Raw genomic sequence first — 14,584 nt, 5'->3', positions numbered from 1 at the left:
GCCGGATCCTTCCCGCGGGGCGGGGCGGGGGCGTCCTTGACGGAAGCGGCCGCGGGGGCGGGGGCGACCGCGGCCGGCGCGGCCACCGGCTCGCCTGCGGCGGCGGTGACCGGCTCACTTGCGGCCGCAGTCGCAGTCGCAGTCGCAGTCGCAGTCGCAGCGAACAGTACGGCGGTGAGACCGAGGGCTGTGCGTACACGCATGGGAGGCCTTCGTAGCTTCGCCGGACGATGGACGGGGCGCGACGGACGATGGTCTGACGAGGTGACCATCACCCCGCCCCTGCCCGCCGCACCTTCCCACGCGCGCGCACCCGCCTTCCGGCCGCCGCGCGCACAGGCCCCTGGATTACGCCCGTCCGGCGGAGACACGACCCGTCGTACGGCCCCGCGTACGACGACGGGACACCGCCCGCCCGCCCGAGGAACGACGCAACCGGCAGCCGAACCCGCCCGGACGAGCACAAGGCCGACGGCAGCCGACACAGGGCCGAAGCGGCCGAACGGGCCGGGGCCGGGCGGGCCGGGCAGGCCGGGCGGTCCAGGGGTCCAGGCAGGCCAGGCAGGCCAGGCAGGTCAGGGCCGAACAAGCTGGCCGCGGCCGAACGAGCCGAGCAGGCCTGACGGGCCGAGGCGGAACAGGCCGAGGCCGACCGGGCCGAGTCCGAACAAGCCCGGGCCGAACAAGCCAAGCAGGCCAAGCAGGGCACGACCCGAACAGGCTGGCCGGGGCTGAACAGCCTGCGGCCGAACAAGCAGGCCGGGACGCACGTGCCGGGGCCGGACAGGCCTCAGCCGAACGAGCCGAGCCCGCCGAGATCGGACACCCTGAGGCCGAGGCCGAACAAGGCAAGCAGGCCAAGATCCGAACGAGCTGCCGGAGCCGAGCAGCCTGGGGTCGAACAAGCAGGCCGGGGGACGCACGGCCCAGGGCCGAACGAGTCAGGCACGCCAAGGCCGAACGAGCAGGCCGGACAAGCTGAGGCTGAGCAGGCCAAGCTGGCCAACCCGGCCGAAGCCGAAGACCTGGACGCGCTGCGCGCTGCGCCCCGTACCCTCGCGCCGCCGGCAAGCAATCGCTCAGCGGGCGCGGCCGAAGACCGGGCCCAGGACGAGTTCCGCCGCGCCCTCCGCCACGCCGCCCGGGGCCAGGGCGACCGTGGCGGTGGTCGGGCCCAGCGCGCGGGCCGCCAGCACCGCGCCGACCCCGGTGACGAACGCCGCCGGGGCGGCCGCCACCACGCGCCCGCCCAGCAGCACCCGGTCCACGTCCAGCAGCGCGACCAGGTTCGCCGCCGCCTCGCCCAGTACGCGCGCCGCCTCCGCCGTGTCCCCGCGCGCCACCGCGTCCAGGCACAGCACCTCCACGCAGCCGCGCGCCCCGCACCGGCACGTCGGCCCGTCCAGCAGCAGCACCTGGTGTCCGAACTCCCCCGCGCCCGACCGGCCGCCCCGGTACACCTCGCCGCCCAGGCAGAGCCCGGCTCCGACCCCGGTACCGACGTGCACGTACACCGAGTCCCCGGCACCCATTACGGCGGCCTCGGCCGCCCCCGCGTTGGTGTCCTTGTCCAGCAGGACCGGCACACCCAGCCGCCCCTCCAGCACCTCCCGCAGCGCGAACCCCGCCCACGCCGGATACCCGGTGACCCGGCCCAGCACTCCGGCCCGGCGGTCCAGCGGGCCGGGCGCCGCGACCCCCACCCCCAGCACGGCCGTACCGTCCAGCACCGCCGCCCCGTCCGGCACCACTGTCCCCTCAGACACAGGCGCCCCCTCCGGCACAGGCGCCCCCTCTGGCACAGGCGCCCCCTCCGGCACAGCCATCCCCACCGGCGCCGCCGCGCGCACCGCCCGTACGACCTCGTCGACCACCGCCTCCGGCCCGGCCCCGAAGTCCAGCGGTCCGCGCCGCTCGGCCACCACCTGTCCCGCCAGATCCAGCCGCACCACACGCAGCTCGTCGCGGTCCAGGTGCACGCCCACCGCGTGGCCGGCCTCCGGCACCAGCCGCAGCAGCGTGCGCGGCTTACCCCCGGTGGACTCGCCGCGGCCCGCCTCGGCCACCAGGCCCTCCGCCCGCAGCCGCGCCGTGATCTTGCTGACGGCCTGCGGGGTGAGCCCCGTACGCTCGGCCAGCTCGCCCCGGCCGATGCCGGGCAGCCCGCGCGTACCCGCGCCCCGCAGCAGGTCGAGCACCAGCGCGGTGTTGTGGCTGCGCAGTGCCGGGAGATTGAAACCGCCGTTACCCCTGTTCACCAGGCCATTGTCGCCTGTCCTTGCACTTCGGCAACAGCGTTGCCAAAGTAGGGGCATGAACGGCACGAACGGCAGCACCGACCCCCACGCCACCACCACGCCCGCCGCCGACCGGCCGCGCCCCCTCCGCGTCGGCCTCGTCGGCTACGGACTCGCCGGCTCCGTCTTCCACGCCCCGCTCGTCACCGCCACCGACGGCCTGGTCCTGGACACGGTGGTCACCGCCAACCCGGACCGCCGCGCCGCCGCCCGCGCCGCGTACCCGGACGCGCACCTGGCCGACCGCCCGGGCGAGCTCTGGGACCGCGGCCTCGACCTCGTGGTGGTCGCCTCGCCCAACAAGACCCACGTGCCGCTGGCCATCGCCGCGCTGGAGGCCCGGGTCCCGGTGGTGGTGGACAAGCCGCTGGCCGCGACCGCCGCGGAGGCCCGCGCGCTGGCCGCGCTCGCCGACGAGCGGGAGACGTTCCTGTCGGTCTTCCAGAACCGCCGCTGGGACAACGACTTCCTCACCCTGCGCCGCCTCCTCGCCACCGGCGAGCTCGGCGAGATCCAGCGCTTCGAGTCCCGCTTCGAGCGCTGGCGCCCCCAGCTGAAGGGCGGCTGGCGCGAGTCCGGGGCCCCGGAGGAGATCGGCGGACTGCTCTACGACCTGGGCAGCCACGTCGTCGACCAGGCGCTGATGCTGTTCGGCCCGGCGGTCCGGGTCTACGCCGAGACCGACGTACGGCGGCCGGGCGCGCAGACCGACGACGACACGTTCATCGCGCTCACCCATGCCGGCGGGGTCCGCTCCCACCTCTACGTGAGCGCCACCACGGCCCAGCTGGGCCCGCGGTTCCGGGTGCTGGGCTCGACGGCCGGCTACGTCAAGTACGGCCTCGACCCGCAGGAGGCCGCACTGCGCGAGGGCCGACGGCCGGGCGCGGAGCCGGACCGGCCGTGGGGCGAGGAGCCGGAGCGCTGCTGGGGCCGGGTGGGCTCGGGCGAGTCCCCGCTGACGGGCGGCGGGCTGCCCGTACGGACGGAGCCCGGCGACTACCCGGCGTACTACGCGGCGGTCGAGTCCGCACTGCGCACGGGCGGCCCGGCGCCCGTGACGGCGTACGAGGCCGCGCAGTGCCTCGACGTACTGGAGGCGGCGCGCCGCTCGTCGCACGAGGGCGTGGCGGTGGAGCTGCCGCGGCCGGCCTGACGGCACGACCGCGGTCGGCCCCGGCCCTGCCTCCGGTCGGCCCGGCCCTGGACCTCCGGCCCGGCCCTGCCCCTCCGGCCGGGTCCGGTGACCCGGCCGGAGGACCAAGGACTCGCTCAGGCGCTCTTGAACTCCTGCCGCTGGCGACCCAGCCGGTCGATCTCGACCTCCACCACGTCCCCGGCCCGCAGGTACGGCTTCGGCTCCGGCTGCCCCATCGCGACACCGGCCGGGGTGCCGGTGACGATGACGTCGCCGGGGTAGAGGGTCATGAACCGGCTCAGGTACCGCACGACCTCGCCGACCGGGAAGATCTGGTCGGAGGTCGAGCCGTCCTGCTTGAGCTCGCCGTTGACCCACAGCCGCACGTCCAGGACCTGCGGGTCCGGGATCTCGTCGGCCGTGACCAGCCACGGGCCGAGCGGGGTGAAGGTCTCGCAGTTCTTGCCCTTGTCCCAGGTACCGCCGCGCTCGATCTGGAACTCGCGCTCCGAGACGTCGTTGACGAGGACGTAGCCCCCGACGTGCGCCAGGCCCTCCTCGGCGGAGCCGAGGTAGCGGGCGGTGCTGCCGATGACGACGCCGAGCTCGGCCTCCCAGTCCGTCTTGACGCTGCCGCGCGGGATCAGCACGTTGTCGTCGGGGCCGACGACCGTGTCGGGCGCCTTGAGGAACATGATCGGCTCCTCCGGTGTCGCCGCACCCACCTCGGCGGCGTGGCCGTGGTAGTTCAGGCCGATGCCCACGACCTTGCCGATCCGGCCGACCGGCGCACCGACGCGCAGCCCTTCGGCGTCGAGCACCGGAAGCCGCCCGGACTCCGCCGCATCCCGGACGCGGGACAGCTCGGCGTCGTCGGCCAGGAGCGCACCGTCCACGTCCGTGATCAGACCCGACAGGTCCCGCAGGGTCCCGTCCTGGTCGAGCAGCGCGGGACGCTCGGCCCCGGCGGGTCCGACTCGCAGCAGCTTCATGGGCATTCTCCCGTGGTCGAGGGTGGTCGGCCCGTGGGCATGCCCCGGGCCGGACGATGGGTTGCGGCCATCGGAGGATTGGCCGATCCTCCAAGAAGCCGGAACAATCCGCAAGACCCCGTTCACATACCGGAACGACCACTACGGCCACCACGGCCACCACGGCCGCCGCGCCCACCGCGGCCACCACGGCGCGCGGCTACGGCGTGCGGCCACGGCGTGCGGCCACGGCCTCCGCGCCAGCTCTTGCGCTTCATGAGTGCGACTCTTGACCCTCACGTGACGTCAGGCTGCATAGTCGGAGCCGTGGAAGATCACTGGACCGTGGGGCGCGTGGCCGAGCTGGCCGGCGTGAGCGTCCGCACGCTGCATCACTATGACGAGATCGGCCTCGTGCGTCCGTCGGCACGGACCGCGGGTGGGTACCGGGCCTACTCGGCGGGTGACGTCGAGCGGCTGCGGGAGGTACTGGCCTACCGGCGGCTGGGCTTCGGGTTGCGGGAGGTTGCGGACCTGGTCGGCGACTCGTCCACCGACGCGGTCGCGCACCTGCGCCGACTGCGTGACCTGCTGCTGGAGCGGCGTGATCGTGCTGACGCCATGGTGGCGGCCATCGACAGGGAACTTGAGGCACGGGCGAGGGGACTGAAGGTGACACCGGAGGAGCAACTGGGGATGCTCGGTGCACGGCTGTACGACGCGATCGGCGGCGCTTACACAGCGACGCGGCGTACCGAGCCGCGGATCGCAGCGCAGATCTTGGACGCGCTCGGGGACGCGCGGACGGTGCTGAATGTCGGGGCCGGCACCGGCTCCTACGAGCCGGCTGATCGCGAGGTGACCGCGGTGGAGCCGTCGGAGGTCATGCGGCGTCAGCGGCCTGCCGGCTCGGCGCCGTGCGTGGCCGCCGCCGCGGAGAGCCTGCCGTTCGAGGACCAGTCCTTCGACGTCGCGATGGCCGTCTCCACTGTTCACCACTGGGGGGACCCGATAGCGGGGCTGCGCGAGATGCGGCGCGTGGCCCGCCGCGTGGTGGTGCTGACGTTCGACACCGACGAGCCCGGATGGCAGGACCGGTTCTGGCTCACCCGCGACTACCTGCCCGAGTTCGCCGCCATGCTCGCAGAATTTCCCTCACTGGCGGGGATGGCCGACGCGATCGGCGCCCGCGCCGAGCCGGTGCCCATCCCGTGGGACTGCGCTGACGGCCTGTTCGAGGCGTACTGGCGCAGACCGGGGGCGTATCTGGAGGAGCACGTCCGCCGTGCGATGTCGGTGTGGACGAGGGTCGGGCCGGAGGCCGAGCAGCGGGCGGTGCGAAACCTCCGCGACGACCTCGACTCCGGCCGGTGGGCCGAGCGCAACAGCGACCTCGCCCACCTCGACACGGCAGACCTCGGCCTCCGCCTGCTCATAGCTTGAGGCCGGCCGGTGGCGGGACTCCTGCACGGTGAGCTGCCGGCATCAGCCGCCGGCAGGTGTCGTCCACCGGGTCGACCAGGACGAGCAGGTGCATCGCCTTGTCGATCCGCCCGTACACGGCGAACGCCGCCCCCAGCGGGGTCGGGTGCCCCTCGCGGCCGAACATCCACAGCAAGCCGTAGGCCCACACCTGGTCAGTGACGAGCGACCCGGCCGAGTGTTGATGCTCATGACGGGGACGACGAAGCGCAGGCCGCCAACGGAGGCGAGCAGTCCGCCGCCCCACAGCCGGGCCAGCTCGATGCGGGACTGCGCGCCGATCAGCGCGGCGTTCGCCGCGGCGACGGTGTCGGCGCGCACGTAGTTCTGGTCGACGTACGAGAGCCGCGAGCGGGTCAGCGCCTTGTTGTTCGGGTCGATGACCGGGGCCGGCCCGATGTTGCAGCTCTGGGAGACCAGCAGGGCAACCAGGGAGACGAGCAGCCCCTTCATGCGGATACGCCGGTCGGAGACGTGCCGGAAGGAGTCGAGGAACCCGGTCCAGGAGAGAACCTCGAACAGCAAGTCCGGCAGGACGATCCTGGGCAGCATCGCCTGCGTGGTGGCCTTCAGCCAGGTCAGCGACTCCGGCTCGCCCACCGCGCCCAGCTTGTCCACGCTCAGCCGGGCACGTCCCCCGCCCGCGGGAACGACGATCTCCACCTCCGCGTCGGCGCCGGCCCCCTTCAGGCGGTCGGCCATCTGCCGCCACGCCCATCCAGCCCGCGCGTGAGCTGGGCCAGGTGCTCGGTCGCGTCCTCGGTCAGGGACAGGCCCGCGAGCACGTCCGGGCGCATCGTCTCCCACCGCGGACCGTCCGGCAGCCGGGCGCGCGGGTCCGCCCACCGGTTCGAGGGTGCCGCGAAGACGTCGCGCCGGTTCAGCGCGCGGTGCAGCCGCTCCAGCACGCACACCACGTACGCGTCCCGGTCGACGGCGCCCTGGGGCAGTTGGCATTGGAGAAAACCGCCCGGCGGCGCGAGAGGGCGGGGCGGCGGCGCACCGACCTGAGGATGCGCCGCCCGACCGGGGCCGCGTCCAGCGCCTCCGACTCGCCCGGCAGGGACAGGAACGGGCGCACGGTGTTGCAGCGCAGGCCGAGTTTCTCGCGCATCGCGGCTTCGGCCGACCCGTCGTCCTCCGACACCTGCCGGGCCGGCACCGACACCCCCGGCAGCAGCACCTGGTTCTTCCGCAGCCACGTAACCGCGTGGTTGAACAGCGCCACCAGCCCCTCGGCGTGCGTCCACGCCCGCCCGTACAGGAACCGCTCGGAACCCCGCCCCCACCGCCGGTCGGTGAAGTCGCGGTACCTGAACCGCTCCTGGATCTCCTCCGCGTGCTCGCACGGCGTCCTGCCGCCCGGGGTACCGCTTCACGCACGACGCGTCCTCGATGCCGAGCTACCCGGCCAGGTACTCCACGACCTCCCCCGGCACCGCCAGCGGACCGTCGCCCAGGAACCGGCCGATGTAGCGGACGGCGCAGATCTGCACCGCCATGCCCAGCCGGTGCGCGTCCGTACGCCGCAGCGCGATCAGGTCACGTCGTCGTCATCGAGGAAGAAGAACCGCTCCAGCTCCGGACGCGTGGGCGCCTGGGAGAACGTCCCGTACGCCTCGCCTCGGCCTGCTCCACCGGCACGAGGCGGACCGTAGCCAGCGCCAACAGTCACCCGGCGACCTTTCCGTGAACCCCAGTGGCAGCCGCATCCCCTGCGCTGGCCGACCATGATCAATCTCAGCGCGGCACTTTATGTACTGCAACTACTCACACCCGGAATCGGCCGCCGGAACGGCCTTCGCATCGGCCTTCGCGTCGACCTTGGCATCGGCCTTGGCGCCGGCCTTCGCGTCGACGTTCGCAGCGGCCTCCGCCCCCGGCCGGGACCCGCGCTGGAGCCAGGCGCGCTCGGCCACGCTCCACGCGGTCGTGGTCAGCAGGTAGAGGCCGGCCGCCAGCGGCACCACGGCGGCGGTGACCAGCGTCCCGAACGACAGCAGCGGCAGCAGGCCGGCCACCTTGCGGACGGCCTCCTGCTGCTCCGGCGTCGGCGCGGCAGTCCCGCGTACGGGCAGTACGGGCAATGCGGGCGCGCCCGCCTGCCCGGACTCGTCCGCCTGCGCCGCCGCGCGCCGGCCCCGCACCGCACTCCACGCGGCCACCGCCGCGATCGCCGCGAACAGCGCGAGGAACACCAGCCCCGGGCCTCCCACGACCCCGTCCGCCCGGAGCGCGTCGATCCAGCGGTCTCCCAGCCGGGCCGCGAACAGCCGGTGATCCAGCAGTTCGTTCGCCTTCCCGCCGACCTCGGAGGCGGAGAAGGCCTGGTACATCACGAAGAACACCGGCAGCTGGAGCAGCACCGGCAGGCACCCGGCAGCGGGGGTCGCGCCGCGGAACGCGGCACGGTTCAGCGGGTGCAGCAGCAGCCGCACCAGCACGGTGAACAGCACGATCGCGGCAGCGGTCGCGGACTGCGCCAGGACCGGCTCCAGCAGCCGGGCCAGTTGAGCAACAAGATCGGTGAAAACGGACACGCGGGCCCTCCGAAGGGTCTCGTCGAACGTCGAACGGTGCGAGGCAGTGCGTTTCGGCGTGACGAGCCGCGCGGGGGCGGCACAGCAAGGAGCAGGCGCAGGCGTCGCTCGCAACGAAGAACCGGATGTTCCCCGAACGAGGCGAGGAGCCAAGGAGCAATGCGGTCAAGGAGCCGAGCGAGCAAGCAGGAGGAGCTGGCAAGCAGGCAACCGAGACGAAGCAGCAGGCAGCACCGGCGAACCAACAGGCCGCTGGCCGTCAGGCCGTCGACCGACCGACGGGGTCGTCAACTGACCTACAGGCGAGCGGGCCGATGGGCCACCAGCCGAGCTGGGGCGCCCCTACGCGGCCGTCAGGACGGGACGACCGGGTGCCCTGGGTCGCGACCGGCCCTGGGCGTCGGGGTCGCGCTGCGGCAGGAACGCCGTACGCTGCTCGCGATCACGGATCGCGGTCCGTATTCGGGTCGGTGGCACGGGGCGCGCACAGCGGGCCGCGAAGGCCGCGCAGAGGGCCAGCGCCGCCCCCACCGCGGCGGTGGCCGCCACGGTCACGACGGCGGCAAGACCCGCCGAACCGCCGGCCCCGCCACCCTCACCGAGCGAGGCGAGGAGCACCGGACCGAACATGCCGAGCACACTCAGCACACTCAGCACACCCAGCACGTTCAACACGCTCTGCGACGCCGACGCGAGCAGGGACGACCACGCGCCACCGCTTCCCTGCGACCGATACTTGGACCTGGACCTGGACCTGGACCTGGACCTGGACCTGAACACAGGCGTCCCTCCTCCCCGTTGACCCGATGTCGTGTTCGATGTCGCTTCCGATCGTAACCGGCCCCACCGACAACGGCCCCTCGCCCCCACCCACTCCCCCACGCCCCCGTCAGCCGCCGGCAGCCGCTTTCAACGTGCCCCATACGACCAGCCGGTACGTGGAGGTGTACTCGGGCGTGCAGGTCGTCAGCGTGATGTACGAGCCCGGCGCGCCGTACCCGTACTCGGGCCGGACCGCGCTCCGCGGCACCGGCGCGATCACCCCGCCGTCCCGGGCCGTGGTCTGCGGCAGGATCGAGTCCACGACGTAGGTGAACCGTCCGCCCCGCACGTCCACCAGGATCTCGTCGCCGGCCCGCAGCCGGTTCACGTACCGGAACGGCTCGCCGTGCGTGTTGCGGTGGCCCGCCACCGCGAAGTTCCCGCGGGCGCCCGGCTGCGCCGTCCCCGGGTAGTGTCCGACGTACCCCTTGTCCAGGACGCCCCGCCGGCCCACGCCCTCCGCGACCGGTGCGGCCACCCCGAGCCGCGGGATCCGCAGCACGGCGTACGCCTGGTCCCGCCGCGGCCCCGTCCCGCCATCGCCTCCGGGCCCAGGCGCGGCACCGGCACCGGAACCGGCGGGATCCCCTCCCCCGGCCCCCTCACCGGGCAACGGCTCCGGCAAGTCACCGGCACCGCCACCCGCACCCGCACCGGTCGACGGCTCGGCCGGGAGGCCGGACGGAAGGCCGGGCAGCGCTCCCGCTCCCCCGCCACCACCCCGCCCCCGCTCCCACTCCCCCTCCAGCCCCCGAACCAGCTCTCGGGCCCCGGCCGCCGCCTGCCGGTTGGTCCACCACACCTGGTGCACCACCAGCAACGCGACCACCACGCCCACCGTGGTGATCACCTCGGCGCACACCCACAGCGCCCGCGCGGCCCGCGCCCGCCGCACCTGCCGCCTGCTCCCCTGTACCGCCACACGAAGGTGATCCCGCACGGCCCGCACCCTAAGTCCTCCCCCGTCAACTGACCAGCAGCAGTACGGTGTGAACCATGCGCCCCGACACGCCTGCCGAGCACATCGCCGAAGCCGAGCGCCTCATCCGCACGGCGCACCGCTACCCCGAGGACCAGGAGCCACTGCTCCTCCAGGCCGCGGCCCACCTCGAACTGGCCGACGCCCGGGACCGCGCCAGCGCCTTGTACGACCAGCTCCTCGCGGGTGCCCCGGCCAACCTCCACCTCATCAAGGCCCTCCAGGCCGCCAACCTCTGGGAGTACGGCCACGAGGCCGAGGCCCGCGCCCTGATCTCGGGCATCCGCGACGCCGCCCCGACCGACCCGGCGCCCTGGGAGGTGATCGCCGAGGCCCTCGAAGCCCACGACGAGCTGGACGCCTCCCACGAGGCCTTCACCCAGGCCGCCACCCTCCTCGTCGCCGACGACGCCCCCCTCACCCCGGCGACCACGGCCCTGCTCACCGGCCGCCACCGGGTACGCCGCCTCCTCGGGCTCCCTCACGACGACTGGGACATGGTCGCCGACACCCGCCACACCGGCCCCATCCCGCTCGACGAGCTCCACGACCCCAAGCGCATCTGGGCCCTCGGCTCCAACGACCCGGCCGAACTGCGGGCCGAGATCGCCCGGCTCCGCGCCGAACTCGGCGACCGCCGCGCCGCCCTCTCCCGGCCCTTCCCGGTGGCCCTGCTGCACTGGCCGGCCGCGGAACTGGCCGAACTCCTCACGGCCTACCCGACCCTCGCCACCGAGTACCCGTCCCACGACTCCCACCTGGCCCAGATCGAAGCCTCACTGCGCGCCCTGGCCGCCTCGGGCACGACGAACCTCGGCATCGTCACGGGCAACGTCCCGTCGTACGAAGCCTTCGCCGCCTCCGAGCGCACCTCCCCGGCCTCCCCCTCCCTCCTGGCCGAATACGCCACCACCCTCGCCGCCCGAGGCAAGGCCACCCCCTGGCCCCCCACCCCGACGTCCCCGTGCTGGTGCACCTCAGGCAAGCCGTACGGCTCCTGCCACGGTCAGTAGGAGCTATGCCCGGGCCGCCTGTCTTGGACGTCGTCTTAGGGCAGGCGGTTGGCCCAGCGCTCGCGGTGTCGGCGCGCGTATTTCATGCCGATGTCGTGCCCCTCGATGCGCCGCAACGGCGCCCGCACCGCGCCGGTGAGCCCGTCGATGACGAGCAGGTCGTCGGTGAGCTGAAGTGCGCCCCGATCGAAGAGGGCATGGCAGTTGGGGCACAGGCACAGGACGTTCTCGATCCTGTCCTCGCCGAGGTGCGGCTTACCGACCGCCTGTATGTGTGCGGCTTCGCTGTACGCCTCACCCGTGACCGATACGACCAGCCGCAGGCTGCAGATCTGGCAGGTGTGGTCGTACATCTCCTTCACCTTGCGCACGATCTTGGAGTCTCGGGCCAGGCGGCTCTGGGTGATGTATCGCCGCACCTGCTCCTCGAAGCCGGTCTCCACCCCGGGCAGCGGGTCCACGTACTGCGGCGTGGGCTTCTCCCCGGGCTGGAGCTTGAGCAGTTTGAACTGACAGATGGTGAAGCCCTCTTGCCCTACGGTCAGCCAGTGCTCGGCGACGCGGTACAGGCCTCGGTAGAGGTATCCACCCCGCGCCCTTCGGCGCTTGCCGCCCGAAATGTCGAGGCCTTCGATCACCCGGACCTCGTACCCCTTGGCCTGGGAGGTGACGAGCGCCGCGTTGCCCGCGTCGGCGAGTGATTGGTCGGCGACCATACGTCCGGTGTGGCGGTCACGGCCGCCCTCGCCGGTGTAGATGATCAGATCGCCCTGGTCCCGGTCATCGACATAGCCGCCCGAGAGGACGATCGAATCGGCTCCCGTGTGTTCAACACCGGAGATTCCGCGACCGCTGAAGCGGTGCAACTTGGCGGCGTGCAGGGCCGCGTGACTGTCGAACCGGTCACCTTCCGCCACACCCTCCGGGGTGCCGAACGCAATCGAACTCAAGGTCTTCTTTGCCATGACCGCATCATGCCAAGCGGGTGGGGAGGGGGAGGGGTAGCGGGAGCTGTTGGTGGCCGCGGGCTGTGGCTGTGGGGGGTGCGGGGCGGGGGGTGGTGAGGGTGAGGAGGGCGCGGACGGCTGCGGCGACCTCGTGCGGGATGTCGCGGACCATCGACGGGGTGGCCGAGACGACCAGGACGCCGTGGGCTTCGAGGCGGAGGCGGCGGCGCAGGGTCGCGTGCCAGGCGTCGCGGGTGTAGTGGTACTCGGCCGAGTCGATCTCCAGGGCCACGCCCTCGTCCGGCCAGTACGCGTCCGGGCTGGCCAAGAAGGTGCCGTCGGCGGCGTAGAGGCGGGCGTTCCACAGCGGGGTCGGGAGGTCGGTGGCGGCCAGGGCGTCGCGGGCGTGCGCCTCGGCGATGGAGCGGACGCCGGCGAGGAGTTCGGCGGCGGCCTTGGCGACGGCGGGGCGGGTCAGGAGCCGGGCGGAGCGGAGTTCGGCGTACAGGTCGGCGGGGTGGCACCAGCCGGACTGGACGGTGTTGGCCAGGACCGAGCGGACCAGAGCGGGGTCCGTGGCGCGGGCGGCGAAGTCGGCGGCGGCGCGCAGGGGGCGGGTGCAGGGGACGCCGGTGACGGACATCGTGGCCGGCCAGCGGGTCGTGGGCACGGGCCGGACGCCGGGCAGCGGGGCGACCCGGCGCGGGGCGCGGACCACCACGTCGAGCGGGGTGGGCGGGGCGTCGCGGATGCCGAGCAGGGCGAGGGCGGCGCCGCCGGTGAGGGCGGCGGTGGTACCGGCCAGGGGGTCGGCGTCGGGCCGGGCGGCGTACAGGACGGCGGCCAGGGCACGTTGGCGCGGGCTGGGCGGGCCGGTCTGGAGGAGGTAGACGCGGGGCAGCAGACGCTGCCATGGGCCGCCGGCGCGGGTACGTCGGGTGAGCGTGCTCGGGGAGATGCCGCTGCGGAGGAGCTGGTGGCGGGTGGCCAGGCCCAGTTGGGTGGGGCGGGCGGTGGGTGTCGGAGTCGCGCGGGTGGGGTGGGTGGGGCGTCGCGTGGGCGGAGCGCTGGAAAGGGGGCGTCGCGTGGGCGGGGCCGTGCGGGTGGGCGACGGGGGTCGGGTGGTGGAAGCGGGTCGAGTGGTAGGTGTCGGATGGGTGGTGGGCGAGGGTGTCGTGTGCTTCATGGGCGGGGTATGCCCACCCGGGGCGGTGGTGACGCTCAGTGATTCGGGTGGTCCGGGCCGAGGAAGACGATGACGGCGTTCTCGGTGCCGGGCAGCGGGGGGACCTCGTGCCAGCCGAGTCGGCGGTAGGTGGCCACGGTGTCGGTGGCCCGGCGGGCGGTGAGCAGCCAGGCGCGCCCGTCAGGGGCGTCGGCCGTGATCTCGGCGAGCAGGGCACGGCCGGTGCCGCGGCCGCGGGCGTGGGCTCGTACGGCGAGTTCGTCCATCTCCAGGGCTCCGACGAGGAGTTCCCGGACCCGGTCCTGGCCCAGCTGGGCGGCGACGTGGCCGTACGCGCGGTCCTCTGGGAAGGGGTCGCGGGTGAGCCAGCCGGTGGCGAAGCCGTCGATGCCGGCGTCGGACCGGGCGAAGACGGTACGGAAGCCGGGGCGGCGAGCGTCGGTCCGGAGCCGGGATGCGAACTGACGAATGGTTTCTGCGTCTTCGTTCCACGGCGGGCCCGAGAAGACGTCGGCGTAGGCCTCGACGAGTTCGTCGGCGAGGTCGAGGACCGCCGGTCCGTAACTGATCACGGTTGTCGGCTCCTGGGTGGGTGGGGGATGGTTTCTCCGGCTTTGCTCGTAAGAGCGACTGTAGGGGGTGCGGGTTGCGGCGCGCGGCGAGTTCGCGGATCCGGCGAGTGTGCGACAAATGCCCCGTGTCGGGACGCGGGGGGTGGGCGTTGGTACCGCGTGGAGAGGTTGTTGCTGCTCGCCGTGGGCGGGTGCGGAGTCGCGTTCCTGGTGGTGCTGGGGGCGGTGGCACTGCTGCCCGCCGACGTGCGCGAGGCGCTGCCCGACGGGCTGGTCGGCGGGGCGGTGCTGGTGCTGGGCACGGCGGTGGTCGTGGGCGCGCGGCGGGCTGCCGCGCCCCGGCGGGCGCGGCCGGGCCGCCAGGCGGCGCGTTAGCCTCGGGATCGGAAGAGATGATCGTGTACGTCGCGTACGGCGTGTGTACGTCGCGTACGTCGTGTACGGGGAGGTTGGTCGAGGAATGACGCAGGTGCCTACGGCGGCGGTGGCCGCGGCGGGGGTTGGTGGCGGGGACGCGGGGGGGCGGGGGGGGCGGGAGGGGCCGCTGGGGGGGGGGGGGCCCGTCTCTTTTACAGACTTCCCAGCCCCCGGGAACCGGGGCGGGTTTGTGTTTCCGCCTCTGTTTTGGAAAAAAAAA

Annotated in this window: 14 protein-coding genes and 2 pseudogenes; 4 read left to right on the top strand and 12 right to left on the bottom strand. The window is 73.5% G+C overall.

Features of this window, described 5'->3' with window-relative positions; genetic code table 11:
• Window positions 1-1,079: 1,079 nt before the first annotated feature.
• On the bottom strand, window positions 1,080-2,258 hold the full coding sequence (locus tag GPJ59_RS23445; protein WP_308120434.1) for an ROK family transcriptional regulator: 1,179 nt from the start codon (window positions 2,256-2,258) through the stop codon (window positions 1,080-1,082).
• A gap of 55 nt (window positions 2,259-2,313) precedes the next feature.
• Here GPJ59_RS23445 and GPJ59_RS23440 point away from each other — a divergent pair, with 55 nt between their 5' ends.
• Window positions 2,314-3,453 (top strand): Gfo/Idh/MocA family protein, encoded by a 1,140-nt coding sequence (locus GPJ59_RS23440; RefSeq protein WP_219669502.1) that lies wholly within the window; start codon window positions 2,314-2,316, stop codon window positions 3,451-3,453.
• Window positions 3,454-3,569: 116 nt separating this feature from the next.
• On the opposite strand, the gene GPJ59_RS23435 is transcribed toward GPJ59_RS23440, so the two are convergent.
• Window positions 3,570-4,427, bottom strand: a complete 858-nt coding sequence (locus GPJ59_RS23435) for a fumarylacetoacetate hydrolase family protein (protein WP_219669501.1) — start codon at window positions 4,425-4,427, stop codon at window positions 3,570-3,572.
• A 324-nt stretch (window positions 4,428-4,751) separates the two neighbouring features.
• Between GPJ59_RS23435 and GPJ59_RS23430 the strand changes: the two genes are divergently transcribed.
• Window positions 4,752-5,849, top strand: coding sequence for a MerR family transcriptional regulator (locus GPJ59_RS23430; protein ID WP_219669508.1), 1,098 nt, complete (start codon window positions 4,752-4,754; stop codon window positions 5,847-5,849).
• A gap of 210 nt (window positions 5,850-6,059) precedes the next feature.
• On the opposite strand, the pseudogene GPJ59_RS39075 reads toward GPJ59_RS23430, so the two are convergent.
• The 7 genes and pseudogenes from GPJ59_RS39075 to GPJ59_RS23390 form a co-directional block, all read right to left on the bottom strand.
• Window positions 6,060-7,035 (bottom strand): annotated as a pseudogene (locus GPJ59_RS39075) (Tn3 family transposase); the annotation flags it as partial.
• A gap of 51 nt (window positions 7,036-7,086) precedes the next feature.
• Window positions 7,087-7,218, bottom strand: a pseudogene (locus GPJ59_RS39070) (hypothetical protein); the annotation flags it as partial.
• A 73-nt stretch (window positions 7,219-7,291) separates the two neighbouring features.
• A complete protein-coding gene (locus tag GPJ59_RS39065; protein WP_219669506.1) occupies window positions 7,292-7,390 on the bottom strand; it encodes a DUF4158 domain-containing protein in 99 nt (32 codons plus the stop codon).
• A 35-nt stretch (window positions 7,391-7,425) separates the two neighbouring features.
• Window positions 7,426-7,563 carry a hypothetical protein gene (locus GPJ59_RS23405; protein WP_219669498.1) on the bottom strand — a complete coding sequence of 46 codons (138 nt, stop codon included), beginning with the start codon at window positions 7,561-7,563 and terminating at the stop codon, window positions 7,426-7,428.
• A gap of 91 nt (window positions 7,564-7,654) precedes the next feature.
• Window positions 7,655-8,428, bottom strand: a complete 774-nt coding sequence (locus GPJ59_RS23400; protein ID WP_219669497.1) for a YidC/Oxa1 family membrane protein insertase — start codon at window positions 8,426-8,428, stop codon at window positions 7,655-7,657.
• A 342-nt stretch (window positions 8,429-8,770) separates the two neighbouring features.
• The gene (locus tag GPJ59_RS23395) at window positions 8,771-9,058 is read right to left on the bottom strand and encodes a DUF6412 domain-containing protein (RefSeq protein ID WP_219669505.1); all 288 of its coding nucleotides are present in this window, start codon (window positions 9,056-9,058) and stop codon (window positions 8,771-8,773) included.
• A 259-nt stretch (window positions 9,059-9,317) separates the two neighbouring features.
• A complete protein-coding gene (locus GPJ59_RS23390) occupies window positions 9,318-10,172 on the bottom strand; it encodes a class E sortase (protein ID WP_219669496.1) in 855 nt (284 codons plus the stop codon).
• Window positions 10,173-10,246: 74 nt separating this feature from the next.
• Here GPJ59_RS23390 and GPJ59_RS23385 point away from each other — a divergent pair, with 74 nt between their 5' ends.
• Window positions 10,247-11,242 carry an SEC-C domain-containing protein gene (locus tag GPJ59_RS23385; RefSeq protein ID WP_219669495.1) on the top strand — a complete coding sequence of 332 codons (996 nt, stop codon included), beginning with the start codon at window positions 10,247-10,249 and terminating at the stop codon, window positions 11,240-11,242.
• 35 nt (window positions 11,243-11,277) lie between these two features.
• Here the strand turns inward: GPJ59_RS23385 and GPJ59_RS23380 are convergent, their stop codons facing one another.
• Genes GPJ59_RS23380 through GPJ59_RS23370 form a run of 3 tightly spaced genes read right to left on the bottom strand, consistent with a single transcriptional unit; the run spans window position 11,278 to window position 13,947 of the window.
• A complete protein-coding gene (locus GPJ59_RS23380) occupies window positions 11,278-12,207 on the bottom strand; it encodes a YDG/SRA domain-containing protein (protein WP_219669494.1) in 930 nt (309 codons plus the stop codon).
• A 7-nt stretch (window positions 12,208-12,214) separates the two neighbouring features.
• Window positions 12,215-13,375 (bottom strand): hypothetical protein, encoded by a 1,161-nt coding sequence (locus GPJ59_RS23375; RefSeq protein ID WP_219669493.1) that lies wholly within the window; start codon window positions 13,373-13,375, stop codon window positions 12,215-12,217.
• Between the two features lie 35 nt (window positions 13,376-13,410).
• A complete protein-coding gene (locus tag GPJ59_RS23370; RefSeq protein ID WP_308120433.1) occupies window positions 13,411-13,947 on the bottom strand; it encodes a GNAT family N-acetyltransferase in 537 nt (178 codons plus the stop codon).
• Window positions 13,948-14,118: 171 nt separating this feature from the next.
• Here GPJ59_RS23370 and GPJ59_RS23365 point away from each other — a divergent pair, with 171 nt between their 5' ends.
• A complete protein-coding gene (locus GPJ59_RS23365; RefSeq protein ID WP_219669509.1) occupies window positions 14,119-14,322 on the top strand; it encodes a hypothetical protein in 204 nt (67 codons plus the stop codon).
• Window positions 14,323-14,584: the final 262 nt, after the last annotated feature.

Origin of the sequence: Streptomyces bambusae (genome assembly GCF_019400985.1) — a bacterium.
GTDB lineage: Bacteria > Actinomycetota > Actinomycetes > Streptomycetales > Streptomycetaceae > Streptomyces > Streptomyces bambusae_A.
The sequence above is the reverse complement of the archived record's forward strand: the minus strand, read 5'-3'. Positions and strand labels throughout refer to the sequence as shown.

Coding starts and splice junctions, on each gene's coding strand:
- GPJ59_RS23440 (WP_219669502.1), top strand. CDS start 2,314: ATGAACGGCACGAACGGCAGCACCGACCCCCACGCCACCACCACGCCC.
- GPJ59_RS23435 (WP_219669501.1), bottom strand. CDS start 4,427: ATGAAGCTGCTGCGAGTCGGACCCGCCGGGGCCGAGCGTCCCGCGCTG.
- GPJ59_RS39065 (WP_219669506.1), bottom strand. CDS start 7,390: ATGGCGGTGCAGATCTGCGCCGTCCGCTACATCGGCCGGTTCCTGGGC.
- GPJ59_RS23395 (WP_219669505.1), bottom strand. CDS start 9,058: ATGTTCGGTCCGGTGCTCCTCGCCTCGCTCGGTGAGGGTGGCGGGGCC.
- GPJ59_RS23385 (WP_219669495.1), top strand. CDS start 10,247: ATGCGCCCCGACACGCCTGCCGAGCACATCGCCGAAGCCGAGCGCCTC.
- GPJ59_RS23380 (WP_219669494.1), bottom strand. CDS start 12,207: ATGGCAAAGAAGACCTTGAGTTCGATTGCGTTCGGCACCCCGGAGGGT.
- GPJ59_RS23375 (WP_219669493.1), bottom strand. CDS start 13,375: ATGAAGCACACGACACCCTCGCCCACCACCCATCCGACACCTACCACT.